Genomic DNA, 23,389 nt, shown 5'->3' with positions numbered 1-23,389 from the left:
CCACCGCGGGCGCGCGGGGGCGCCGGACCAGTCCGGCGCCCCCGCGCGGCTCAGGCCGGGACCGCCCGGCGGGCGGCCACCGCGAGCCGGGCCTCCGCCACCGCCAGGCCCGCCACCGCCGCCAGCAGCAGCACAGTGCCCAGCACCGTCGCCGCCGTCAGCCGCTCCCCCAGGACGAGGAAGGCGATCACCGCGGCGCTCACCGGTTCGATCAGCATGATCACGGAGGCGGTCGCGGCCCGCACGACGGCGGCTCCTGCGAAGTAGAGCGCGTACGCGAGCGCGGTCGGCACCGCGGCCACATACAGCAGCAGCACCAGGACCCGGACGGGGTCCGCGGTGTGCGGCAGCAGTCCCTGCGCCGCACCGATCGGCAGCAGGCAGACCGCGCCGACCGCGAAGGCCCACGCTGTCGTGGAGAACGCGTCGGCGCCTCCCCCGTCGCGCCCCAGCCGACGGGTGAGCAGCGTGATGGCGGCGTATCCGGCCGCGGACACCAGGGCCCATACGACGCCGAGCGGCCGTACGGCCCCGCCATCGCTGCCGAGAACCAGCACGGCGAGCCCGCCCAGGGCACCGACGACGGCCGCCAGGCCGCCCCGGCCCAGCCTCTCGCCCATGGTCAGCCGGGCGCCGAGCGCGATGAGCACCGGGCCGGCGCCGAGGGTGACGACCGTGCCCACCGCGAGCCCGGTCTCCTGCACCGAGGCGAAGTAGGCGGTCTGAAAGACGGTCAGGCCCAGTCCGGTCCCGACGATGCGCAGGACGCGGCGGCTCCGGGTCTCGCCCTGTGGGACCTCGTTCTGCACGGTGTCGTTCTGCACGGCCTCAGCCGCACAGAACCGCCGGGTCCGGGCGGCGCGCACCGTACGCAGGACGCCAACGGCCAGCAGCAGGGCGAGCCCGCCGACATAGCGCCAGAACGACAGGGCGACCGGTCCCAGGTCGCTGGAGCGGTAGAGCATGGCGGCCGCCGCACCCGCGGTGCCCCAGGCGGCACCGGCGACGATCAGATAGAGCAGGCCACGCCCGACGGGCAGGCCGATTGCCGTGTTCGACACGTGAGTGTTCTCCGCGGAAGAGAGGAAGTGGTCGCGTTCGCTCCGTCTGCGGGCAGCGGCGACGGGCACGGGCCCAGAGCCCGTGCCGGATCTTCCGTGGTGCGGCCGCCCGCCTCAGACAGCGGGAGGCGGGAGAACGAGTGCAGTCGCATGCATGATCGTGACCCTACGTCCGCCGGGAACCGGCGGGCAACTGCTCGCGCTCGGGCAAGCCACCGGGGACCGGGCCGTCGGAGGCCGCCCTCGGCGTCGAGGTCTGGGCGATGAACGCCCCCGCCAGAACCAGCGCGCCACCGAGGATCTGCGGCGCCGACAGATGCTCGCCCAGCAGCACTCAGGCCAGTACGGTCGCGATGACCGCCTCCAGGCAGGCCACGACTCCGGCGACCTGCGGCGGCAGCGGCGCACCGACAGCAACATCATCCCGGGTAGCCCCTGACAGCCGGGCCGGGCGTCTCGCCCCCTGCCGCCAGCGGGCCGGGGTCCACGCCGGCCCGGTGCAGCACCTCGACCGCACGGCTCTCCGGGTCGGCGGCGAGGGCGGAGAGCAGGTCGAGCCCTTCGGCGCACTCGGCGCCCCGCGAACAGGCCCCGTCCAGCGCCCGGTGCACGGCTGCAAGCGCCGCCGGAGACAAGCCGGGAGCGGTCCCCTCGGGGGGCACGGTGCCCGAGTCCTCGACCGTGGCGCACCACCGGAGCCCGTAACCGATGCTGCGCTGCACGAGATAACCGAGCAGCCGGGCCACCTGCTGCGGTCCGCCGTCGAAAGCGGCCCGGACCTCCGGGTCCGACTCCAGCAGAGTGTGGAGGAGATGGGCGGTGTCGACCTGGCGGTCGCCGTCGCGTACGGCACGCCGACGGGCGCCGGTGACCACCGAGACCAGCACACCATTGAGCCGGGCATCGCATTCCCGGCTGGTCGGGCCACTGGAACCGGGCCGGGGCGTACGGTTTTGCACACCTCCCACCCCATCAGTCCCTGAGGGCCGGGGCATCCCCGGCAGGCAGCATTTGCACATCCCACCGTGGTTGCGCACGGATGACCGACTTCTCATCCTTGCGGAGGAGACAGGACATCCCGCGCAGGCCCCTGTCCGAGGTCTGCCTGCCCTCCGGGGGGCAGCGCCCGCCGGAGCCGTCCAGAACCTGACGGGCCATCAGTATTGAACGTTGGAGGCCGAGGGTCTACGTTCCGCGAGCGCCCGACGCAGCCTACGGAGAAGGGGTGGTCGCATGGCCGAGGTCAGCGCGGAGGCACACATCGGGGCACCACCCGAGAAGGTCTGGAACCGGCTGACGGACTTCACCTCGTACGGGCAGTGGAACGCCACGCACACCGCCTTCCCGGACGGCGGCCCAGCCACCCTCGAGCCGGGCGCCACATATGAGGAGAACATGAGGCTGATGGGCTTCCCGGCCGAGGTGACCTGGACCGTGCAGGACTGCGTGCCCTCGCAGCTGCTGCACACCCGGGGCAAGGGGCCGATGGGGGTGAACCTCGGGATGCGCTACGCCCTCACTCCGGACGGCGACGGCACGCGGGTGCGCATCGACGGCGAGTTCACGGGGGCAGCCGTGTCCCTGATGGCGGGCAAGCTGAAGGACTCGGCGACCACCGCTCTCCAGGAGTCGCTGCGCAAGCTGGCCGGCCTGGTCCCCCGACTCCCATGACGTCCCGTCAGATCGAGAGGCAACACCCTCTCACGCCCTGAGTCGGCCCTTGCGGCAAGGCCTGGGAGCAACACAAGAGGATGGCGTGGACCGGCCTCGGACACGACAGCGGCTCCCGCGCGATTCCGCGGGAGCCGCATCTCACCTCCCCGTCAGTCCTCCTCGGCGAGGATCAGGTACAGCTCCTTCCGGGCCTTGTTGACGACCGCGAGAGCCTTCTCGCGCTGGTCGGGTGTGCCGGTCGCCCAGACCTGACGGAACGCCTCGACGAGCCCGCCGCCGGCCTTCCGGATCTCGTTCATGGCATCCCAGTCGACGCCACGCCCGGCCTCCTCCCAGGGAGCCTCCGGCCCCGCGTCCGCCTCGCTGCGCCCAGCCTCGGTGAGCTCGAACAGCTTCTTGCCGCCGTCGCTCGCACTGCTGATCAGCCCCTCGTCCTCGAGCAGTTGCAGCGTCGGATAGACCGAGCCGGGACTCGGCTTCCACGCGCCGCCGCTGCGCTCGGCGATCTCCTGGATCATCTCGTAGCCATGCATCGGGCGGTCCTTGAGCAGCGCCAGGATCGAGGCGCGCACATCACCGCGCCGCGCCCTGCCCCGCGGTCCGCCACGCCCCCGCGGGCCGAACGGCGGCCCCCCGAAAGGCGGGCCGAACGGCCCGAAGGCAGCACGCCGCGCGTCGAAGTCGCCCTCACGATGAGAGCCCGGCCCGCAGTGTCCGTGTCCATGGGAACGCATCCTTACGCTCCTTCCATCGTTGATCAGTCGCGATGCGTCAACGATATATCGGAAACTTTCTAGCGACAAGACCCCACCGGTCCAGGAACACGGAATTGGCCTTGTCCTGCGGCGCCTCCGGCGCTCTACGCTCCCGATCATGAGACTCCGTATCGTCGACGCCTTCACCTCACGCCCCTTCGCCGGGAACCCGGCCGGCGTGCTGCTTCTGGAGCGGGGCGCTTTCCCCGACGACGCCTGGCTGCAGCGCATCGCCGCGGAGGTCAACCTCCCCGAGACCGCCTTCGCACACCCGCTGCCCGCGGGCGGCGACGCCGACTGGGCGCTGCGCTGGTGCACCCCGGCAGCCGAGGTCGATCTGTGCGGCCACGCGACCCTGGCCACGGCCCACGTACTGCACACCACCGGCACGGCCACCGGCACCATCCGCTTCGCCACCCGCAGCGGCGTCCTGACCGCGACCACCGCAGAGGACGGCTCGATCACCCTGGACTTCCCCACCGCCCCGCTGACCGTCATCGATGTGCCTGAGCAGGCCGCAGCGGCGCTCGGCGCGGACCTCGTGTCCGCGCACGACACGGGCCCGAACGTCGGCGACCTGCTGGTCGAGCTGGAGGACGAGAAGGCGGTCCGCTCCCTCGCGCCCGACCTGGCCGCGGTCGCCCGGCTCGGCCACCGCGGGGTCATCGCCACCGCCCGGGCCGAGGACCCCACGCGCGGCTACGACTTCGTCTCGCGCTTCTTCGCCCCGGCCATCGGCATCGACGAGGACCCGGTGACCGGCAGCGCGCACACCGCGCTCGCCCCCTTCTGGGCACCGCGGTTCGGCCGCGACGAACTGACCGGCCTCCAGGCCTCGGCCCGTACGGGTCTTGTGCGCACCGCGCTGCGCGGCGACCGCACGCTGCTCACCGGCACCGCCGTCACGGTCATCGACGGCGCATTGCTCGCCACCGCCTGAGGTACGGGGCCGGGCCGTGCGGTCAGGGCGTGGGCAGCCAGCTCACCCTGCCCGCCAGCAGCGCGTACCCGACGAACGCCACGATGTCGATCAGCGCATGCGCCGCGACCAGCGGTCCGACCCGCCCCCACCGGCGGTAGAGCAGCACGAAGACGACGCCCATGGCCATGTTGCCGACCATCCCGCCGATGCCCTGGTACAGGTGGTACGTACCCCGCAGTCCGGCGCTCGCCATCAGCGCGGCCGGCGGCGTCCAGCCCAACTGCCCGAGCCTGCGGAGCAGATAGCCGACCACGACCACCTCTTCCAGCAGCGAGTTCTGGATGGCCGAGGCGATCAGCACCGGAATCTTCCACCACACGTCGGGGAGGGACTCCGGCACCACCGTCAGATTGAAACCGGCGGCCCGCGCGCCGAGGTAGAACAACAGCCCGGTGCCGCCGATCACCGCCGCGACGCCCGCGCCGGCGCCGAGGTCGAATCCGGGCCGCCGCCGGTCGAGGCCGATCGCCCGCAGCCCGTCGGCGCCCTCCCGAAGCAGCAGGTGCGCCACGAGCGCGACCGGCACCAGCGCGGTGCCGATCTCGAAGACCTGCCAGGCGAGATCCAGCCATGGTCGGCCCGGCGCCGCGGAAGCGTTGAGCGTCGCCGCCTGGTCCCTGAGCCCGCCCGGCTTCGTCACCGATCCGATAAAGCTGATCAGCGCGGATACAGCGCTCGCGCCAACCGACAGGGCGAGTACGAGCAGCGTCTCGCTGCGCAGGATCCGCGGAGACAGCCCCTCCCCCCACAAAGAATCAGCCACCCGGCCCGACTCTGCCTGCACACCTGCCTCCAGTTCCACAATCCCGCCTCATGCCCATCCCCGCGCCGCCAGGGTCTCGAATGCGAGTGCGAAGATCACGCGCGACAGGCCGGTGACGGGCGCCATCCGACGGGCGTGCCCGCCCTCCTTCCACACCGCGGAGGGACGCAACCACCATGGGACGTCACAGCTTGCCCCACGGCACCACCGTGGACGGCACGGGGGCCCGGCCTGCCGCACGGCGACGTACCGCCGTGATCTCCGCCGCGATCGCGCCACGGGCCTGTACGACACCGCACTCGCGGCGTACAAGGACGCCAACGCCACGTACGCGAAGGGCAGGTTCAACGCCGTGGTCATCCTCACCGACGGGGCCGACCAGGACCCCGGGAGCATGTCGCCCGACGTCCTGGTCAAGAAGCTGAAGCAACCCGACGACCCGAAGCGCCCGGTACCGCTGATCGCCATCGCGGTCGGTCCTGACGCGGACAAACGGGCCTGCGAGCAACTGGCCGCGGCGACGGGCGGTTCCGGGCACCGGGTCAGCGATCCGGCCGAGATCCACTCGGTGATGCTGAAGTCGATCCTGTCGGCGGGTGCGGGCTGACCGCCCGCTCTCAGCAGGGGAAGGCGCAGGACTCGGCCGAGTGAGGCCGCAGGTCTGAGCAGTGGAACACCACAGGTCTCAGCCGGGAAAGGCCACGGGCCACGTGTGAACCGGCCGGCCGCCCCGCATCAGCTCCCCGTACCGCCGGGTGGTCGCGGCCAGCGCGGCGTCCCGCTCGAGGCCGCCCTCCAGGCCGCGGTGGAAGGTCTCGGCCTGCCACGAGGCGCCGTTGACCCGCCGTCGGCAGCGCTCCTCGATGATGCCGAGATACAGGTCCCGGTCCGCCGCCTCCACGCCCCACATGTCGAGCCCGGCCGCGGCGAGCGGCAGCAGCTCATCCCGTACGAGACGGACGGCGGGCAGCTCGGCGACCGACCCGGACCGGCCCGGGCGCGGCCAGCGCAGGGTGGCGTCGATGCCGTAGCGGCAGGCTCTGTCGAAGTTGTCCGAGGCCTCGGCGAAGGTCAGCCGGGACCAGACGGGGCGCGGCTCCTCCGCGAGGGCCCGCACCAGCCCGTAGTAGAAAGCGGTGTTGGCGATGACATCGCTGACGGTGGGACCGGCGGGCAGGACCCGGTTCTCCACCCGCAGGTGCGGCACGCCCTCGGTGACCGCGTAGACCGGCCGGTTCCAGCGGTAGACGGTGCCGTTGTGCAGGACGAGTTCCTGCAGTTCGGGGATACCGCCCTCGTCGAGGACGCGCAGCGGCTCCTCCTCGCCGCAGATGGGCAGCAGCGCGGGGAAATAGCGGACGTTCTCCTCGAAGAGGTCATAGGCGGAATCGATCCAGCGGTCGCCGAACCAGGTCCGCGGGCGCACACCCTGCGCCCGTATCTCCGGCGGCCGAGTGTCCGTGGCCTGCAGGAACAGCGGCGGGCGGGACTCGCGCCACAGCTCCCGGCCGAACAGGAAGGGGGAGTTGGCGCCCAGGGCGATCTGTACGGCGGCCACGGCCTGCGCGGCGTTCCAGACGGCGGCGAACCGCCCGGGCGTCACCTGGAGATGCAGCTGCACGGACGTGCAGGCGGCCTCGGGAGCGATGGAGCCACTGGAGTACGTGAGCCGCTCGACGCCCTCGATGTCGAGGTCGATCTCCTCGCCGCGGGCGGCCATGATCTGGTCGTTCAGCAGCATGTAGCGGTCGACCTCGGAGAGGTTCGAGGAGACCAGATCGTGCGTGCGGAGCGTGGGGAGGATGCCGATCATCACGATCTCCGCCGACACTTCCCGGGCTTTGCGGTCGGCATAGGCGAGCCCCGTACGGAGCTCTTCCGCGAGCCGGTCCAGAACTCTGCCGGAGAGCCGGTGGGGCACGATGTTGACTTCGAGGTTGAACTGCCCGAGCTCGGTCTGGAAATCCCCGCTGGAGATGCGCTCCAGCACTTCCTCATTCATCATGCGCGGCATCCCGTCGACGCCCGCGAGATTCAGCTCGATCTCCAGCCCCATCAGGTTTTTCGGGCGCTCGAACCGTCCTTCCTCCAGCAACCGCCCCAGACCCTGGAGGCACTGTTGCAGCTTCCGCCGGTACCGCTGCCGATCGGACAGGTCGAACCCGCCTGCCGCGACCTTTTCCCCCATCGAAGCGTCCCTCCTCGGGTGGGTCGCCCGCGGCGCCAGCCGCCGGTGTCACGGTCGATGATGCCCAGGCAATGTGATCGATAACGCCCGGCGGACACCGCATGCCCGCTACGCTCGTCACTACACCCGGCGCGGCACATTCCATCGGCATAGCGCGCCGTCCCGGGCCGCGCGCATTGCACTGGCGAAAAGAACGGATGAGAATCGGCCTACCGCTCCCGGAGCATAACTCGAGGCAGCGGCCCGGGCGGGGCGGACAGAATAGGTGTAACCCACTCGCAGTAAGGTCTGAATACGGCCTTGCCAGAAATGCCCGCGACCGCTAGACGAAACACCGAGTGAACATACCTCGTATAAACTCCGTGGACGAGGCAGAGAGTGTGCGCCGTCGGCATTTCGATCCGGCCCCCTCTGGCCCCGCACGCAGACACCGCCGTCCGCACCTGCCCCGCACCACGTGTCTCCCAAGTGAGAGGCGACCCACCATGCCGCTGCTCGTTCCCCCGGCACCCAAGCCCGCCCTGCGCAGCGCCCTCGCGGCCCTCGGTTCCCCCACCGCGGTCCGTGATCCGCGCACTCCTGCTCTGCGGTCCGTGTCAGGCCCGCTGAGCCCCGACCTGCCGTTGCCCGTCCACGTCCTGGACCGCGTGACGACAGCGGGCGGGGCGCCGAGTACCCGGCTCGTCGGGTGGCGTTTCCTGATTCGCAGCGGCGACCGCGCGGTGGCGGCCGCGGAGACCATCCTGACCCCGGACGGCTGGACGTTCTCGCACTTCTTCGAGGGGCCGTACATCCCCTCCACGGAGCTGGCGCTGCGGCAGGCGGAATCCCTGGAGGTCCCGTACCAGCCGCGGTTGCTGTCCGTACCCGAGCTCTACATGCTCACGCTGTGGCTGCACGGGGACGCGACGGCTGATCCCGCCACGGGCGGGCCCGCGCCGAGTGATCTCCTGGTGCCGCTGGCCCCGGCTCCGCCCGGTATCGCGGCGCACCGCCCGCACCGGGTCGCCGATCTGCTGCCCGTGCTCACTCTCCGGGCCGCTCCCACTCCGCTGATGGGCATGGGGTCGCCGGCCTGAGTGGCCGGATGACGCACGGCATGAGCGTGCCCCGCGGGCCGGTCGGTCGCGGGGCACGCTGCTGCGCCCTTGCGCGTTCCCACCCGTTCGGTACGCCTCCCCACCCATTCGGTTCGCGTTCCCACCCATTCGGTACGCCTCCCCACCCATTCGGTTCGCGTTCCCACCCATTCGGTACGCCTCCCCACCCATTCGGTTCGCGTTCCCACCCGTTCGGTACGCCTCCCCACCCGCCAGGGCTAGCCCGTTCCGGCCACCGCCAACCACCCGAAGGGACAGTCCTGTTGCCGTGAACCGTCCGCACGAGTGATGCGTCTTGTTCCTGAGAGGACAGCTGCCGCGAAATCCCTGCGGAATCACGCCCGTGGGGCAACACTGGGACTGACCGACAGATACGGGGGGCGGCATGAACACCACGAGCCGCAGGAATCTCACCACACCGCAGCGAAAGAACCCTTCCATGTGCCAGCACCAGCCACCGTGCCCGACAGCCCACTCCGCCGACCGGGAGGCCGCCCATCCCGTGGCGCACCACCCCGAACAGGGCTGGAGCCTGCTGTGCAACGGCGTCCTGCTCTTCGAGGACACCGGTGAGCTGCTGCCGGACGGGCAGATCATCGCCCCGCACCGGCCGCTCGGAGCCGAACAGGTGATGGCTGCCGCCTGACCCGCGGCAGCACGGCACCACCGGAACCGACAAGCGGCAGTCCACGTACACGTGCCTACGCACCACCGGAAACACAGGGGCCGGCCCGGCGCAATCGCCGAACCGGCCCCGACACTTGTCGCCTGTCAGGCGTCGTACTCCTCCAGAGGCGGGCACGAGCAGACCAGGTTGCGGTCACCGAAGGCGCCGTCGATCCGCCGCACCGGCGGCCAGTACTTGTCCGCCGCCGAGACGCCGGCCGGGAAGACCGCCGTCTCCCGGCTGTACGGGCGCTCCCACTCCCCACCCAGGGCCGCCGCCGTGTGCGGGGCGTTGCGCAGCGGGTTGTCGTCCGCGGGCCACTCACCCGTGCCGACGCGCTCGATCTCGGCCCGGATCGCGATCATCGCCTCGCAGAACCGGTCCAGTTCTGCGAGGTCCTCGCTCTCCGTCGGCTCGATCATCAGCGTCCCGGCCACCGGGAAGGACATGGTCGGCGCGTGGAAGCCGTAGTCGATCAGCCGCTTGGCGACGTCGTCGACACTGACCCCGGTCGCCTTGGTCAGCGGCCGCAGGTCCACGATGCACTCGTGCGCGACCAGGCCGTTCGGGCCGGTGTAGAGCACCGGGTAGTGCGGCTCGAGCCGCTTGGCGATGTAGTTGGCACCGAGGACGGCGACCTGGCTGGCCCGCCGCAGTCCCTCCGCACCCATCAGCCGTACATAGGCCCAGGAGATCGGCAGGATGCCCGCGGAGCCCCACGGGGCGGCGGAGATCGGGCCCACGCCCGTCGCGGGGCCCGCGGCGGGCTGGAGCGGGTGGTTCGGCAGGTACGGGGCGAGGTGCGCGCGCACACCGACCGGGCCGACACCCGGGCCACCGCCGCCGTGCGGGATGCAGAAGGTCTTGTGCAGGTTCAGGTGCGAGACGTCCGAGCCGAACCGGCCCGGCTTGGCGAGGCCCACCAGCGCGTTGAGGTTGGCGCCGTCCACGTACACCTGGCCTCCGGCGTCGTGCACGGCCGCGCAGATGTCGGTGATGTGCTCCTCGAACACACCGTGGGTGGACGGGTAGGTGACCATCAGCACGGCGAGTTCGTTGCCGTGAGCCTCGATCTTGGCGTGCAGGTCCTGGACGTCGACGTCGCCGTCCTCGCGGGTCTTGACCACCACGACCTTCATCCCGGCCATCACGGCGCTGGCGGCATTGGTGCCGTGCGCGGAGGAGGGGATGAGGCAGACGGTGCGCTGCGTGTCGCCGTTTGCCCGGTGGTACGCCCGTACGGCCAGCAGACCGGCCAGCTCGCCCTGGGAACCGGCATTCGGCTGAAGGGAGACCTTGTCGTAGCCGGTGACCTCGGCCAGCCGCTCCTCGAGCTCATGGATCAGGGACAGATAGCCCTCAGCCTGGTCCAGCGGCGCGAAGGGGTGCAGTGCCCCGAACTCGGGCCAGGTGACCGGCTCCATCTCGGTGGTGGCGTTGAGCTTCATCGTGCAGGAGCCGAGCGGGATCATGCCGCGGTCCAGTGCGTAGTCCCGGTCGGCCAGCCGGCGCAGGTAGCGCAGCAGCGCGGTCTCGGAGCGGTACTGGTGGAAGACCGGGTGGGTCAGGTACTCGTCGCGGCGCAGCAGGCCCCCCGGCAGGGTGTCCTGCACGGTGGCGTCCAGCGCCTCCACATCGGCCTCGACGCCGAAGGCGCCCCAGACGGCGGCCAGCTGGGCGCGGCCGGTGGTCTCGTCACAGGCGATGCCGACCAGGTCGGCGTCGACCGGGCGAAGGTTGACGCCTGCCCGGCGCGCGGCGGCCACGACCTCGGCGGCCCGCCCGGGGACCCGCGCGGTCACGGTGTCGAAGTACGAGCCGTGAACGATCTCCACACCGCCGGCCCGCAGGCCCTCGGCGAGCAGTGTGGCGTAGCGGTGGGTGCGCCGGGCGATGCCCGCGAGCCCTCCGGGGCCGTGGTGGACGGCGTACATTCCGGCCATCACGGCGAGCAGGACCTGAGCGGTGCAGATGTTGCTGGTGGCCTTCTCCCGGCGGATGTGCTGCTCGCGGGTCTGCAGGGCCAGTCGGTACGCCTTGTTGCCGTCGGCGTCCACGGAGACGCCGACGAGCCGTCCGGGCAGGCTGCGGGCGAACTTCTCCCGTACGGCCATGAACCCGGCGTGCGGGCCTCCGAAGCCCATCGGCACGCCGAAGCGCTGGCTGCTGCCGACCGCGATGTCCGCGCCCAGATCGCCGGGCGAGGTGAGCAGGGTGAGGGCAAGGAGGTCGGCCGCGACGGTGACGACGGCGCCGACCTCGTGCGCGCTCTCGATCAGCGGCCGCAGGTCCCGCACCTGTCCGGAGGCGCCCGGGTACTGCAGCAGCACACCGAAGACCCCGCGCTCGGCGACCTCGGCCGGGATCCCGTCGGAGAGGTCGGCGACGACCACGTCCACACCGGTCGGCTCGGCCCGGGTCTCGATGATGGCGATCGTCTGGGGCAGACAGTCGGCGTCGATCAGGAAGACGCCGTCCTTGACCTTGCCGACGCGGCGGGAGAGCGCCATGGCCTCTGCGGCGGCGGTGCCCTCGTCCAGCAGGGAGGCGCCCGAGGTGGGCAGACCGGTGAGGTCGGCGACGACGGTCTGGAAGTTCAGCAGCGCCTCGAGGCGGCCCTGCGAGATCTCCGGCTGGTACGGGGTGTACGCCGTGTACCAGCTGGGGTTCTCCATGACGTTGCGGAGGATCACCGGCGGGGTGAAGGTGCCGTAGTAGCCGAGCCCGATCATCGGGGCCAGCACCTCGTTACGGCCGGCGAGAGCGCGCAGCTCATCGAGGACCCCGGCCTCGGTGCGGGCCTCCGGCAGATTCAGCTCGCCTTCGCTTTTGATCACATCCGGTACGGCGGCGGCGGTGAGTTCGTCGAGCGAGCCATATCCGACCTGGGCGAGCATCTTCGCCTGCGCCCCGCCGTCAGGACCGATGTGGCGCCGGTCGAAGGGAGTGCCACACTCCAGCTGGGAGAGTGAAATGCGGTTGGCGTTCATCTGCGGAGGCCTCCTGGTCGATGCGACCTGCGAGGGGCACCACGGCACGGGTGCCCGGACGGCCTCCCCCTCTGTCATCTCAACCTGAGAGCTTCACCGGTCCGCGCGGGGCGGTCCGGCTTGCACCGTCGGTGAGGAGGGGTTCCGGCGCATACACGTCCGGCGCCCGCCCTGCTTTCCAGAGTGACCTCGTCCATGCGGTACGTGTGCCTGAGAGATTCCGGGGAGGATTTGCTCCTTCGGCGCCCTCCTGCCTGCTGTTGGAGGACTCTCCCGCATGGGGTCTGCAGCCGCTAGCCAGCGTACCAGTGCACTTCCCGGAAGGTTCTTCGAGTGGCCGGGCCCCGCGAAGTGCCTTTTCGTTGTTCCGAGAGTAGACGTGCGACCAGTTGGAGGGATTGTGCAGACCGACATCGATCCCCGGAGCCTGATAGGGCGCAAAGCATTCGACCTCGACGGGGCGAAGATCGGCACCGTGGACGAGGTGTACCTCGACGACGCGACGGGCCGTCCGGAGTGGGCGGCCGTACGCACCGGCCTGTTCGGGCGTGATGCCTTCGTGCCGCTGGAGCCGAGCGAGATCATCGACGACACGCTGCGAGTCCCCTACCGGCGCTCCCTGATCAAGGACGCCCCGGATTTCGGGGTGGGGCGGCATCTCTCCCCTGAGCAGGAGCTACAGCTCTACCACCACTACGGACTGGACGCGGCGAGTCCGGGCGGCGACGGCCCCGGCCCCGATGACCAGGACTTCGGACGCCTCGCGGGTGACGACGACTGATCGGCGCCCGCGACGGGCTCCACCGCGGGCACCACGGGCCGGGGGTGGCCCCGGGCGAGGATCGAGGGGGGTTCCGACGGCTCCAGCGCGGGGTCGTCGACGCGGAAGGTCCGCACCCGGCCCGGCGCCGACCAGGGCTGTTCGAAGCGCACGGTGACTCTGCCGACGCCGCTGCCCTGCACCCAGCCGGGCCCGAGCTCGGCGTGCCGCACGTCATGGCCCGGCACCCACCGGCGCGCATGCTCCGGGGCGGCCTCCGCCGGCCCCGGAGCGGCCTGGCCCGCCGTCCGCTCCCCCTCCGCGCCGCCGTCCTCCGCGTCCGGTGTTCCAGCCCCCTGAGCAGCGGCCTCCAGTGCCGCCGCCTCCACTGCCGCCGCTTCCTGTGCGGTGGCGGCCTGGGCGAACAGGTCCTCCTGGGTGAAGTCGGCGAGCCCGCTCACTCCGACACCGAGCAGCCGCACACCGCCCGTGGTGTCCACCGCCTCGATGAGCCGGGCCGCGGCCTCGCGGATGACGGCGGGGTCGTCGGTGGGCCCGCGCAGGGTCTCGGAGCGGGTCAGCGTCGAGAAGTCGTACCGGCGCACTTTGAGTACGACGGTGCGGCCTGACCGCTCCGCCGAGCGGAGCCGCTGCACACAGCGGTCGGCCAGCCGCGCGACCTCCCACTGCACCCGCGCCCGGTCGTGCAGATCGATATCGAAGGTGTCCTCGACGGATACGGACTTGGCGTCCCGGTCGGCGACCACCGGCCGGTCGTCCGCGCCGCGCGCCATGGTGTGCAGGGAGCTGCCGTGCGCCTTCCCCAGCAACCGGATCAGCTCGTCCTCCCCCGCTTCCACGATCTCCCCGACGGTATGGATACCGGCCCTGCGCAGATGCTCTGCGGTCGCGGGCCCGACGCCCGGGAGCGTACGGACGGTCATCGGAGCCAGCAGCTCGAGCTCGGTGCCAGGAGCGATCAGCACCATGCCGTCGGGCTTGGCCTGCTCCGACGCGATCTTGGCCAGCAGCTTGGAACCGGCCAGGCCGACCGAACCGCTGAGCCCGGTGACGGCCCGGATGTCCCGCCTCAGCCGCTCCCCCACCTCGCGCGCGGCGGCCTGGGAAGCCACTGTCCCGCCCGCCTCGAGGTCCACGAACGCCTCGTCCAGGCTGAGCGGCTCGACCAGCGGTGAGAGCCTGTGCAGCAGCTCCATGACCGCGTCGCTGACCCCGCGGTAGAGCGCGAATCGTGGGGCGAGATAGGCGGCGTTCGGTGCCAGCCGCCGGGCCTGGGCCATGGCCATGGCCGAGTGGACCCCGAAGACCCGTGCTTCGTACGAAGCGGTGGCCACCACGCCGCGCGGCCCGAGGCCGCCCACCACCACCGGCTTGCCGCGCAGGCTCGGCTTCGACGCCTGCTCCACGGCGGCGAAGAAGGCATCCATGTCGAGATGCAGGATGGTCGGCGCGGCTCTCACACCACTGATGCTGCCGTACCGCACTGACATGCGCCCCGATCCGCGACGGGTCGGGGCGTGAGAGGTGGCCGCTCAGCCCGCGCGGTTGCGGCGGCGCGCGAGTTCATCCGACGGATGGTGCCCGACGAGCGTCTCGCCGGTGTCAACGCGCTCTCCGTGGAGCTCTGCGAGGGCGCTCTCCACATCCCGCCACACCACACCCACGGCGATACCGAAGACGCCCTGGCCGCCCTGGAGCAGGCCCACGACCTCATCCGGGGAGGAACACTCGTACACCGTCGCGCCGTCGCTCATGAGCGTCATCTGCGCGAGGTCCGCGCGCTCGCGCTCACGCAAGTGCTGAACGGCGGTGCGGATGTTCTGCAGGGACACACCGGTGTCCAGGAAGCGCTTCACAATCTTCAGGACAACGACGTCCCGGAAACTGTAGAGCCGCTGGGTGCCGGAGCCGTACGCGGGCCGAACGCTCGGCTCCACGAGGCCGGTGCGTGCCCAGTAGTCCAACTGTCGGTAGGTGATGCCGGCCGCGGCGCAGGCCGTGGGCCCGCGGTAGCCGATCCGGTCGGACCCTTCGGGAGAAGTCCCGGCCGGTGCCGCGACGGTGTGTCGGGGGATGGGGTCGGCTGCACCCCCGTGGAGCGGAAAGGGACCGCCCGCCGCTGTACCGTCGCCGGTGTTTCTCACGCCGACCTCCGTCCTTGACCTGCCTTCCTGACGGTAGGCAGTCACCCGGGGTGCGTCAACGATCGCCACACTCGGCACGCCGAGTGATAATCACCCTAAGAGTGGTTTCCCGTGCCCCTTTTCGGGGAAAGGCTGGCCGGATGGCCGCACGGAACCCGTCGGGGCGGCCGCTCACTGGCTGTTGGTGCCGAAGTCCTCGGGCGAAATCTGGTCGAGGAACTCGCGGAACTTCTCCACCTCGTCCTCCTGCTCGTCCGGGATGGCGATTCCCGCGTCGTCCAGCACACCGTCGCTGCCGTAGATCGGCGTACCGGTGCGCAGCGCCAGCGCTATGGCGTCGGACGGCCGTGCGCTGACCTCGACTCCGCTGGCGAAGACCAGCTCCGCATAGAAGACGCCCTCCCGCAGATCCGTGATGCGAACCTCCGTGAGCTGCTGGCCGACCGCTTCGAGCACGTCCTTGAAGAGGTCGTGGGTCAGCGGCCGAGCCGGGGCCATGCCCTGCTGGGCAAAAGCGATGGCGGTTGCCTCCCCCGGCCCGATCCAGATGGGGAGGTAACGGTCGCCTCCCACTTCACGTAGGAGCACGATCGGTTGGTTGGAGGGCATTTCCACCCGGACACCCACAACGTCGAGCTCGTTCACACAGCAACCCTAGGACGTGCCCGGCCGGTTTGGGTAGTCGGGCCCCTCCGTCAGTGCAGACGAGGCCGTAGCGCGGCCTGGACGAGCGCCGCGTGGAGCCGTATGGAAAGGGTCGCGAGCTCTCGGGCCGTGGTTTCCGCGTGATTCCGCGTCTGGGGGTTGCGGTGCCGCCTGAGCGGGGCCACGACCTGCTCCACGAGGTCCGCCTCGCGGTCCGCCGCCGCCTTCATGACGCGCAGATGCCGCGGCTCCAGTCCGAAATGGCCGAGGGCGGCGACGAGCTTCGCGACGGAGACCGTCTCGATGTCGTATCCGCCATCCTCGCCGGGCGTGATCAGCCCGTACGACTCCCACTCGGCGAGCTCGGCCTCTCCGACGTCCGCAGCCGCCAGGAGCTCGGCACGGCCGATCCTGGCGGCTGTCACGGCCTCGGGGTCCGGCTCCAGCGCCCCGTCCAGCAGTTCGCGCGACCGGCCCGGGGAGGGGAGCCCCAGCTGCTCTCCCCGGGCCAGGGCGTCGAGGTGCTCACGGATGACCTTGAGCGGGAGGTAGTGATCCCGCTGCATACGCAGGACGGAACCGAGCCGTTCCACGTCCTCAGGGCTGAACTTGCGATACCCGGACGGTGTACGGCGCGGCTCGACCAGGCCTTCCGCCTCCAGGAATCGGATCTTGGAGATGGTGACCTCGGGAAACTCCTCACGCAGCTGATGGAGCACCGCACCGATGCTCATCAGCCGGCCTTCCGCGGTGGCGGCGCCGGAACCGGCACCACCCGACGGTCTCTGACGCATGGCCCTTCCCTGGACGGGTCAGATGCCTCGCTGGCTGGCGTAGAAGACCAGCCGGTACTTGCCGATCTGCACCTCGTCGCCGTTTGCCAGCGGAAGGGAGTCGATCCGCTCCCGGTTGACATACGTGCCGTTGAGGCTGCCGACATCGGCGACGGTGAAGCCGCCGTCCTGTCCTCGGCGGAACTCGACATGCCGCCGGGAGACGGTCACGTCGTCGAGGAAGATGTCACTCTGCGGATGCCGGCCTGCGGTGGTCAGGTCGCCGTCCAGCAGGAAGCGGCTGCCCGAGTTGGGGCCACGGCGGACGACGAGCAGCGCGGAGCCGAGCGGTAGCGCGTCGACGGCGGCCTGCGCCTCGGGAGACAGCGGAGGCGCGGTCTGGCCCGTGGCCTCCGCCTCGTACGCCTCGATGCCCGAGATGGAAATGGTGGACGTCGTCTCCGAGGCCCGCTCGGGCGAGGTCCCGGCGCGCAACGGCGCCCCACAGTTGGAGCAGAACCGACTGGCCTCGGCGTTCCGGTGTCCGCACCGCGTACAAACTGGCAAAGCCGCAAACCCTCCACCCGCACTTGAGGTTGATGGTTCTTCGAAACCTATGCGTCCCGATGCCGCAGGGTCAACAGAAGGCGCGCCGTGACCGTCCGAAATGTCGCCGCCGGACGCCCCGACCTGGTCGCGGAACAGCGGGCGCTCCTGCTCTGCGCCCTCGTCCGCAGGGCTCCCCGCGCGGTGGCGGGCCGTGCCGCTGTCACCCTCTTCGCGGGCGCTCTTACCGAACAACTTCGCAAACAACTTCACGGGCGATTCCCCTTGACTGAAACAGACCCGCCCGTGGGGCAGGACGAACCCTCGCTGCACTCACCGGCCGACCCGGACATCCACTCAACGTCCGCGACCGTCAGACAGTTTCCACCACGCGCCGCTTCTGTGGTGCGCCGACCCCCCGCAACCTGTTGCTTCCGCCGCGTAGCCCCCGTGCCCGGCCGGATCACTGTGAGGACGACCGAGCGTAGTCAGGCGGCTGCGCACGCCGCAAGGCGTCCACGACGATGCTGTCCCCGCGCTCGACGGCGACCGTGGCCTGCTCCTTCTCCAGGGTCTGCACCACACCGCCGGGGATGTTCAGCGCCGGTTCGAGATCCTGCGGCTTGCCGATGACCTTGAAACGGAACGGCTGAGTGATCTTCTTCCCGTCGACCCGCACGCCATTCCCCGCGTCGGAGAAGTAGGTGTCGGCCACCACTCGCACGCCGTTGATCTGGATAGCCTCCGCGCCCGCGGCCCGCAGCTCCTGGATCGCGTCGAGCAGCATGTCCGCCTTCACGGCGCCGGCCGCGTCTCTCACCGTGACGTTGATACCGGGCCCCTGCGCCGCGACAGTGCCCGCGAGGACGCCGAGTTGCTGCTCCTTCTGGACCGTCTGCCTGCGCGCCTCCTCCGCCTGGTCGGAGCTGTTCTCCAGCTCGGTTCGCTGGTTCTCCAGACGGCGCTTCTCGTCCTCCAGGCGCTGCGTGCGGTTGTCGAGCTCGTCCAGGATCCGTACGAGGTCCTCCTGGCGGGCCCCGCGCAGCGCGCTGTTGTCGCTGGTCGAGCTCACCTGGATCGCGAGGCCGAGGCCGAGTACGCACAGCAGTAGGGCAACGATCAGCTGCGCCCGGGTGACCCGCGGCGGCCAGAGCGCGGCGGCCAGCCGCTGCCGGCCGGTGAGCGAATCGGTTTCCGCCGACTCGGGCTCCTCTGCGGCGCCGACGGTGGGCTCCTCAGCGGGCCCGGCAGTGGGTTCGGCGGGCTCCGGAGCCGACGGGGGCTCCGTGGCTTCCGGGGCGTCCGGCTCAGGCTTCCTCGGCGCTTCCTCGGGTTCCGGCGGCTCGGCCTGCCCCTGCGACTCAGCGGTCGGCCGCGATGCCGCGGGGCCCGGTGTTTCGGGGGTCTCCCGGTCCGGCGTCTCCGGCGTCTCCGGGGTTTCCCGGTTCTCCGGGGTTTCCCGGTTCTCCGGGGTTTCCCGGTTCTCCGGGGTTTCCCGGTTCTCCGGGGTTTCCCGGTTCTCCGGGTTCTCCCGGTTCTCCGGGTCCTTGGGTGTCTCGTCGTTGCTCATCGGCCTCACGCCCGGAACACGTGCCGACGGATCGCGGCGGCGTTGGAGAAGATACGGATGCCGAGCACGACGACCACACCGGTGGACAGCTGCGCGCCCACGCCGAGCTTGTCACCGAGGAAGACGATCAACGCGGCGACGACGACATTGGAGAGGAACGACACGACGAACACCTTGTCGTCGAAGATGCCGTCCAGCATGGCCCGGAGGCCTCCGAAGACCGCGTCCAGTGCCGCGACGACGGCGATCGGCAGATAGGGCTCGACCACTCCCGGCACCTCGGGTCGGACCAACAGCCCCACCACAACTCCCACGACGAGGCCCAGTACGGCGATCACGATGTGCCCTTCCCTGTCTCGGTTGCGCTCTTGTCCGCGCCCCCGGCTTCCGGCTTTGCGGTACGTACGATCAGGCTCGGCGCGGCCGGCAGCCGGACGTCACCCTGTGCGGAAATGCTCGTGCGGATGCCGTAGTTGTCCTGCAGCACATGCAGGTACTGCCCGTCGGCACTGTTCTGGAACGCGGTGGCCAGCCGCTTCCCGTCCCCCACCGCGAGCACCGTATAGGGCGGCACCAGCGGCTTGTTGTCGACCAGTATGGCGTCACCCGCGGCCCTGATCGCCGAGAGGGCCGTCAGCCGCTGGCCGTTGACCGCGATGGCCTCCGCTCCCGACTCCCAGAGGCCGTTGACGACACGCTGCATGTCCCGGTCGCGGACCCGGCCGGTGTCGGAGAAGCCGCTGCTCTCCCGCGGTCCGTCCCCGCCCTGCTCCGCCTCCTCGGCATCGTCCACGACGAGCTTCACCCCAGGGCCGTGCACCGCGGTCGCCCCGGCCAGGAGACCGAGCAGCTCCCCCTTGGCGCCGCCGTGCTTCTCCAGCGCTCGGCGCTGCCGCTCCCCCACGTCCTCGCGCAGCTTGTCCACGCTCTCCTGCAGCTCGTCCGCCTGCGAGGTGTCCGTCTCGATGCGGTCGATCAGCTCCTGGCGCTCCTTGGCGAGCTCCGGAGCGGATATCTGCGCCTGTACGGCACCGAGGGTGACGACGGCAGCGGCGAGAACGAGGCCCGCGGCGAGCCAGAGCCTGGCCCGCAGAGTGTTCGGCAGTCCCGCCCCGCTCTCGGCGCTGCGCCGGGCCGCCGCCTGGGCGTACCCGTCGTCGAGACTGTGGTCCATCACATTGGTCAGCAGCGACATGGAGGCGTCGGGGCGCGCGGGAGGCGAAGATGTGCTCCGAACGGGGTGCTGCTGCGACATGCCGCACATCGTCGCACGTCGCAACTACTACCGCCGAATGGCCCCACCGGCGCGCCGCCGTGGAGCACCGCACGAGCGGTGCCCCACGGCCTCAGTTGCGAACGGAGATCAGTGACCGGCGCTGTCGACCACCGCGGCCCATTCGTCGAGAAGCGCCTGGGCCGAGGCCTCGTCCGGCCCCTCGGCCCACAGATGGGTGACCGCCTCGGCCGGGTCTGGCAGCACCATCACCCAGCGCCCATCGGCCTCCACGACCCGTACGCCGTCGGTGGTGTCGACGGACCGGTCCCCGGCCGCCTCCACCACGCTGCGCATGACCAGCCCCTTCACCGCCCACGGAGTGGCCAGGTCCCGCCGCTGGACGTGGGCCCGCGGGATACGGGCGTCGATCTGGCTCAGGGTGAGCTGTGTACGGGCCACCAGGCCGATCAGCCGTACGAAGGCCGCCGTACCGTCGAAGACGCTGCTGAACTCCGGCACGATGAAGCCGCCGCGCCCGTCGCCTCCGAAGATCGTCTCGTCGGCACGGCCAACCCTGGTGAGGTCGTCCGGCGACGTCGTCGTCCACTCCACCTGCGTACCGTGATAGGCGGCGACCTGCTCCGCGATCCGGGTGGTGGTCACCGGCAGGGCCACACGGCCGCTGCGCCGCTCGGCAGCGACCAGGTCGAGCATGACCAGCAGGGCCCGGTCGTCCTCGACGATGCGGCCGCGCTCGTCCACGAGGGACAGCCGCTCGCCCACCGGGTCGAAGCGGACACCGAAAGCGGCGCGGGCGGACGCGACGATCTCGCCGAGACGGACGAGCCCGGAGCGCCGGGAGTCCGCCGTCTCCGTCGGCCGTGACTCATCGAGACCGGGATTGATGGTGAGCGCGTCGACGCCGAGCTTTCCGAGGAGGCTGGGCAGGACGAGGCCCGCGCTGCCGTTGGAGGCATCCACGACGATCTTGAGCCCGGCGTCCGCGACGCCGGTGGTGTCCACCTCGCGCAGCAGCGAACCGGTGTAGGAGTCGAAGACACTGGCGGGGAAGCGGAGATCACCGATCTCGCCGGGGAAGGCACGCCGGTACTCCTGGCGTGCGAAGACGCGGTCGAGCTTGCGCTGGCCGGCCTGCGAGAGGTCCGCGCCGCGCTCGTCGAAGAACATGATGTCGACCGAGTCCGGAACCCCGGTGGTCGTTCGGACCATGATGCCGCCGGCGCTGCCGCGGGCGGTCTGCTGGCGGGCCACGGGCAGTGGCACGTTCTCCAGGTCCCGCACGTCGATCGCGCTCGCCTGGAGGGCGGAGATGACCGCTCTCTTGAGCGCACGGGCACCACGCGAGTGGTCACGCGCGGTGGTGACGGTCGAGCCCTTCTTCAGCGTGGTCGCATACGCCCCTGCGAGGCGCACGGCGAGCTCGGGGGTGATCTCCACGTTGAGGATGCCGGACACACCCCGGGCCCCGAACAGGTGGGCCTGGCCGCGGGACTCCCAGATCACCGAGGTGTTGACGAACGCGCCCGCCTCGATGGTCTTGAAGGGGTAGACGCGCACATTGCCCTGAACGATCGATTCTTCACCGACCAGGCACTCGTCGCCGATCACCGCACCGTCCTCGATGCGGGCGGCCCGCATGATGTCGGTGTTCTTTCCGATGACGCAGCCGCGCAGGTTGCTGTGCTGGCCGATGTAGACGTTGTCGTGGACAACGGCCTTGTGCAGGAAGGCGCCGGTCTTGACGACCACGTTGGATCCGACGACGGTGTGCTCGCGGATCTCGACGTCGGCTTCGACCTTCGCATAGTCGCCGATGTAGAGCGGTCCGCGGAGTACGGCGTCGGGATGGACCTCGGCACCTTCGGCGACCCAGACACCGGGCGAGATCTCGAACCCGTCGATGTCCACGTCGACCTTGCCCTCGAGCACGTCGGCCTGCGCTTTGACATAGCTTTCGTGCGTGCCCACGTCCTCCCAGTAACCCTCGGCGACATAGCCGTAGATCGGCTTTCCTTCCTTCATCAGCTGAGGGAAGACGTCGCCGGACCAGTCGACGGAGACATCGGCCTCGACATAGTCGAAGACTTCCGGCTCCATGACGTAGATGCCGGTGTTGACGGTGTCGGAGAACACCTGGCCCCAAGTGGGCTTCTCCAGGAACCGCTCCACCTTGCCGTTCTCGTCGACGATGGTGATCCCGAACTCCAGAGGATTGGGCACACGCGTCAGGCAGACCGTGACGAGCGCGCCTTTCTCCTTGTGGAACTCGATGAGTTCGGTGAGGTCAAAATCGGTGAGCGCATCGCCGGAGATGACGAGGAAGGCATCGTCTTTCAGCGCTTCCTCGGCATTTTTGACACTGCCGGCGGTGCCGAGTGGCTTTTCCTCATTGGCGTAGGTGAGCTCCATTCCGAGTTCCTCGCCGTCGCCGAAGTAATTCTTGACAAGAGAGGCGAGGAACTGGACGGTCACTACGGTCTCGCTCAGACCGTGCCGTTTGAGCAGCCGCAGAACATGCTCCATGATCGGCCTGTTGGCCACAGGCAGGAGCGGCTTGGGCATACTCGAGGTCATGGGGCGAAGGCGAGTGCCTTCGCCGCCGGCCATCACGACGGCCTTCATGTCGGAAGCGTCCTCCTTGAAGAGACGACGGTCATGCCGACTGCGCCCGTCCGGATGGCCCACGGATCTCGGCCTGGGGCACCCGTCCAGAAGCAAGGCCGTCGAGACAACGGCGAAACCATTTCGGCCGGCTCAGTCGGCTGCGGCGTCCGCCCTGACAAGTCGGCGGACTTGAACCACGTAGAGGATTCCTGCCCACCAGTAGAGCGTTGTACCCCATCCGGCGAACGCCCATCCGAAAATAGCAGCGAGTGAGGGCAGCCAGCCACTTGCGTCACTCAGCAGAAGCAACGGGAAGGCGCACATCAGGTTGAAGGTCGCTGCCTTGCCGAGAAAGTTCACCTGCGGTGGCGGGTAACCGTGCTGACGGAGGATCCCGACCATGACCAGGAGGACGAGCTCACGGGCCAACAGCACGGCCGTCAGCCACCAGGGAAGGATTTCTCGCCATGTGAGGCCGGCGAGGGTGGAAAGGATGTAGAGCCGGTCGGCGGCGGGATCGAGCAGCCGGCCCAGGGTGCTGACCTGATTCCAGCGCCTGGCGAGCTTGCCGTCCAGGTAGTCACTCACGCCGCTGAGCGCCAGCACGAGCAGCGCCCAGCCGTCGCAGTTGGGTCCGCCGAACTCGGGCCAGAGGATCAGCCAGAGGAAGAGCGGTACGCCGACCAGCCGCGCCATGCTGAGGATGTTCGGGATGGTGAGGACACGGTCGGTCTGGACGCGTGTCTCCTGAACCTCCACCCGGGGTGCCTCCTGGAAGAACGTACCGATGATGCCCTGACCATACCCGCAGGGATTGACAGCCCGCACAGAGGGGGCGCGCGGCGGGCCGGAACGCAGAAATGCCGCCGCCCCCGGATCGTGTGATCCGGGGGCGGCGGCTAATGATTG

Annotated in this window: 22 protein-coding genes, 2 pseudogenes and 1 riboswitch; of the genes and pseudogenes, 6 read left to right on the top strand and 18 right to left on the bottom strand. The window is 70.3% G+C overall.

Annotation, left to right across the window (positions count from 1 at the left end; genetic code table 11):
- Positions 1-50: 50 nt before the first annotated feature.
- The 3 genes and pseudogenes from ABZW18_RS28370 to ABZW18_RS28360 form a co-directional block, all read right to left on the bottom strand.
- Positions 51-1,061 carry an EamA family transporter gene (locus ABZW18_RS28370; protein WP_356192761.1) on the bottom strand — a complete coding sequence of 337 codons (1,011 nt, stop codon included), beginning with the start codon at positions 1,059-1,061 and terminating at the stop codon, positions 51-53.
- Between the two features lie 166 nt (positions 1,062-1,227).
- Positions 1,228-1,455, bottom strand: a pseudogene (locus ABZW18_RS28365) (EamA family transporter); the annotation flags it as partial.
- A 25-nt stretch (positions 1,456-1,480) separates the two neighbouring features.
- A complete protein-coding gene (locus ABZW18_RS28360; protein ID WP_356192782.1) occupies positions 1,481-2,020 on the bottom strand; it encodes a Clp protease N-terminal domain-containing protein in 540 nt (179 codons plus the stop codon).
- Between the two features lie 274 nt (positions 2,021-2,294).
- Here ABZW18_RS28360 and ABZW18_RS28355 point away from each other — a divergent pair, with 274 nt between their 5' ends.
- Positions 2,295-2,732 (top strand): SRPBCC family protein, encoded by a 438-nt coding sequence (locus ABZW18_RS28355; RefSeq protein ID WP_356192758.1) that lies wholly within the window; start codon positions 2,295-2,297, stop codon positions 2,730-2,732.
- Between the two features lie 152 nt (positions 2,733-2,884).
- Here the strand turns inward: ABZW18_RS28355 and ABZW18_RS28350 are convergent, their stop codons facing one another.
- Complete coding sequence (locus ABZW18_RS28350) at positions 2,885-3,469, bottom strand: PadR family transcriptional regulator (protein WP_356192756.1); 585 nt, start codon at positions 3,467-3,469, stop codon at positions 2,885-2,887.
- A gap of 139 nt (positions 3,470-3,608) precedes the next feature.
- Here ABZW18_RS28350 and ABZW18_RS28345 point away from each other — a divergent pair, with 139 nt between their 5' ends.
- The gene (locus ABZW18_RS28345) at positions 3,609-4,430 is read left to right on the top strand and encodes a PhzF family phenazine biosynthesis isomerase (RefSeq protein ID WP_356192753.1); all 822 of its coding nucleotides are present in this window, start codon (positions 3,609-3,611) and stop codon (positions 4,428-4,430) included.
- Positions 4,431-4,452: 22 nt separating this feature from the next.
- On the opposite strand, the gene ABZW18_RS28340 is transcribed toward ABZW18_RS28345, so the two are convergent.
- Positions 4,453-5,235, bottom strand: coding sequence for a CPBP family intramembrane glutamic endopeptidase (locus ABZW18_RS28340; RefSeq protein WP_356192750.1), 783 nt, complete (start codon positions 5,233-5,235; stop codon positions 4,453-4,455).
- A 112-nt stretch (positions 5,236-5,347) separates the two neighbouring features.
- Between ABZW18_RS28340 and ABZW18_RS28335 the strand changes: the two genes are divergently transcribed.
- Positions 5,348-5,842 (top strand): hypothetical protein, encoded by a 495-nt coding sequence (locus tag ABZW18_RS28335; protein WP_356192747.1) that lies wholly within the window; start codon positions 5,348-5,350, stop codon positions 5,840-5,842.
- Between the two features lie 78 nt (positions 5,843-5,920).
- Here ABZW18_RS28335 and ABZW18_RS28330 read toward each other — a convergent pair whose 3' ends face one another.
- Positions 5,921-7,423: a glutamate-cysteine ligase family protein gene (locus ABZW18_RS28330; RefSeq protein ID WP_356192745.1), complete on the bottom strand. Its 1,503-nt coding sequence runs from the start codon at positions 7,421-7,423 to the stop codon at positions 5,921-5,923.
- 485 nt (positions 7,424-7,908) lie between these two features.
- On the opposite strand from ABZW18_RS28330, the gene ABZW18_RS28325 reads away from it, so the two are divergent.
- A complete protein-coding gene (locus ABZW18_RS28325) occupies positions 7,909-8,502 on the top strand; it encodes a hypothetical protein (RefSeq protein WP_356192743.1) in 594 nt (197 codons plus the stop codon).
- A gap of 460 nt (positions 8,503-8,962) precedes the next feature.
- Positions 8,963-9,169 carry a DUF5999 family protein gene (locus tag ABZW18_RS28320; protein ID WP_356192780.1) on the top strand — a complete coding sequence of 69 codons (207 nt, stop codon included), beginning with the start codon at positions 8,963-8,965 and terminating at the stop codon, positions 9,167-9,169.
- A gap of 125 nt (positions 9,170-9,294) precedes the next feature.
- Here ABZW18_RS28320 and gcvP read toward each other — a convergent pair whose 3' ends face one another.
- The gene (gene gcvP, locus ABZW18_RS28315) at positions 9,295-12,180 is read right to left on the bottom strand and encodes an aminomethyl-transferring glycine dehydrogenase (protein WP_356192740.1); all 2,886 of its coding nucleotides are present in this window, start codon (positions 12,178-12,180) and stop codon (positions 9,295-9,297) included.
- 188 nt (positions 12,181-12,368) lie between these two features.
- A riboswitch (glycine riboswitch) is annotated at positions 12,369-12,466 on the bottom strand.
- A gap of 114 nt (positions 12,467-12,580) precedes the next feature.
- Between gcvP and ABZW18_RS28310 the strand changes: the two genes are divergently transcribed.
- Positions 12,581-12,961 carry a PRC-barrel domain-containing protein gene (locus ABZW18_RS28310; protein WP_356192737.1) on the top strand — a complete coding sequence of 127 codons (381 nt, stop codon included), beginning with the start codon at positions 12,581-12,583 and terminating at the stop codon, positions 12,959-12,961.
- Here the strand turns inward: ABZW18_RS28310 and ABZW18_RS28305 are convergent.
- The 11 genes and pseudogenes from ABZW18_RS28305 to ABZW18_RS28255 all read right to left on the bottom strand — a co-directional run bounded on the left by ABZW18_RS28305 (position 12,874) and on the right by ABZW18_RS28255 (position 23,239).
- The gene (locus ABZW18_RS28305; protein WP_356192734.1) at positions 12,874-14,421 is read right to left on the bottom strand and encodes a DNA polymerase IV; all 1,548 of its coding nucleotides are present in this window, start codon (positions 14,419-14,421) and stop codon (positions 12,874-12,876) included. The two genes, ABZW18_RS28310 and ABZW18_RS28305, sit on opposite strands and share 88 nt — an antisense overlap.
- Before the next feature lie 72 nt (positions 14,422-14,493).
- Positions 14,494-15,105, bottom strand: coding sequence for a MerR family transcriptional regulator (locus tag ABZW18_RS28300; protein ID WP_356192731.1), 612 nt, complete (start codon positions 15,103-15,105; stop codon positions 14,494-14,496).
- A 171-nt stretch (positions 15,106-15,276) separates the two neighbouring features.
- Positions 15,277-15,750, bottom strand: coding sequence for a bifunctional nuclease family protein (locus ABZW18_RS28295; protein ID WP_030874883.1), 474 nt, complete (start codon positions 15,748-15,750; stop codon positions 15,277-15,279).
- A gap of 50 nt (positions 15,751-15,800) precedes the next feature.
- Complete coding sequence (locus ABZW18_RS28290; protein WP_356192729.1) at positions 15,801-16,544, bottom strand: MerR family transcriptional regulator; 744 nt, start codon at positions 16,542-16,544, stop codon at positions 15,801-15,803.
- An 18-nt stretch (positions 16,545-16,562) separates the two neighbouring features.
- A complete protein-coding gene (locus ABZW18_RS28285; RefSeq protein WP_356192779.1) occupies positions 16,563-17,018 on the bottom strand; it encodes an FHA domain-containing protein in 456 nt (151 codons plus the stop codon).
- 3 nt (positions 17,019-17,021) lie between these two features.
- Positions 17,022-17,342, bottom strand: a pseudogene (locus tag ABZW18_RS28280) (zinc-ribbon domain-containing protein); the annotation flags it as partial.
- Positions 17,343-17,532: 190 nt separating this feature from the next.
- Positions 17,533-18,639 carry a DUF881 domain-containing protein gene (locus ABZW18_RS28275; RefSeq protein ID WP_356192727.1) on the bottom strand — a complete coding sequence of 369 codons (1,107 nt, stop codon included), beginning with the start codon at positions 18,637-18,639 and terminating at the stop codon, positions 17,533-17,535.
- A gap of 5 nt (positions 18,640-18,644) precedes the next feature.
- Positions 18,645-18,977, bottom strand: coding sequence for a small basic family protein (locus tag ABZW18_RS28270; protein ID WP_356192724.1), 333 nt, complete (start codon positions 18,975-18,977; stop codon positions 18,645-18,647).
- The gene (locus ABZW18_RS28265; protein WP_356192722.1) at positions 18,974-19,894 is read right to left on the bottom strand and encodes a DUF881 domain-containing protein; all 921 of its coding nucleotides are present in this window, start codon (positions 19,892-19,894) and stop codon (positions 18,974-18,976) included. Before ABZW18_RS28265 ends, ABZW18_RS28270 begins: the two co-directional genes overlap by 4 nt.
- A 108-nt stretch (positions 19,895-20,002) precedes the next feature.
- On the bottom strand, positions 20,003-22,498 hold the full coding sequence (locus tag ABZW18_RS28260) for a mannose-1-phosphate guanyltransferase (RefSeq protein WP_356192720.1): 2,496 nt from the start codon (positions 22,496-22,498) through the stop codon (positions 20,003-20,005).
- 132 nt (positions 22,499-22,630) lie between these two features.
- Entirely contained in the window at positions 22,631-23,239 is a 609-nt protein-coding gene (locus ABZW18_RS28255; RefSeq protein WP_356192778.1) for a CDP-alcohol phosphatidyltransferase family protein, read from the bottom strand.
- Between the last annotated feature and the right edge of the window lie 150 nt (positions 23,240-23,389).

Source organism: Streptomyces sp. NPDC004647 (genome assembly GCF_040609575.1).
Classification (GTDB): Bacteria; Actinomycetota; Actinomycetes; order Streptomycetales; family Streptomycetaceae; genus Streptomyces.
This window is presented reverse-complemented; position numbering and strand designations above follow the sequence as displayed.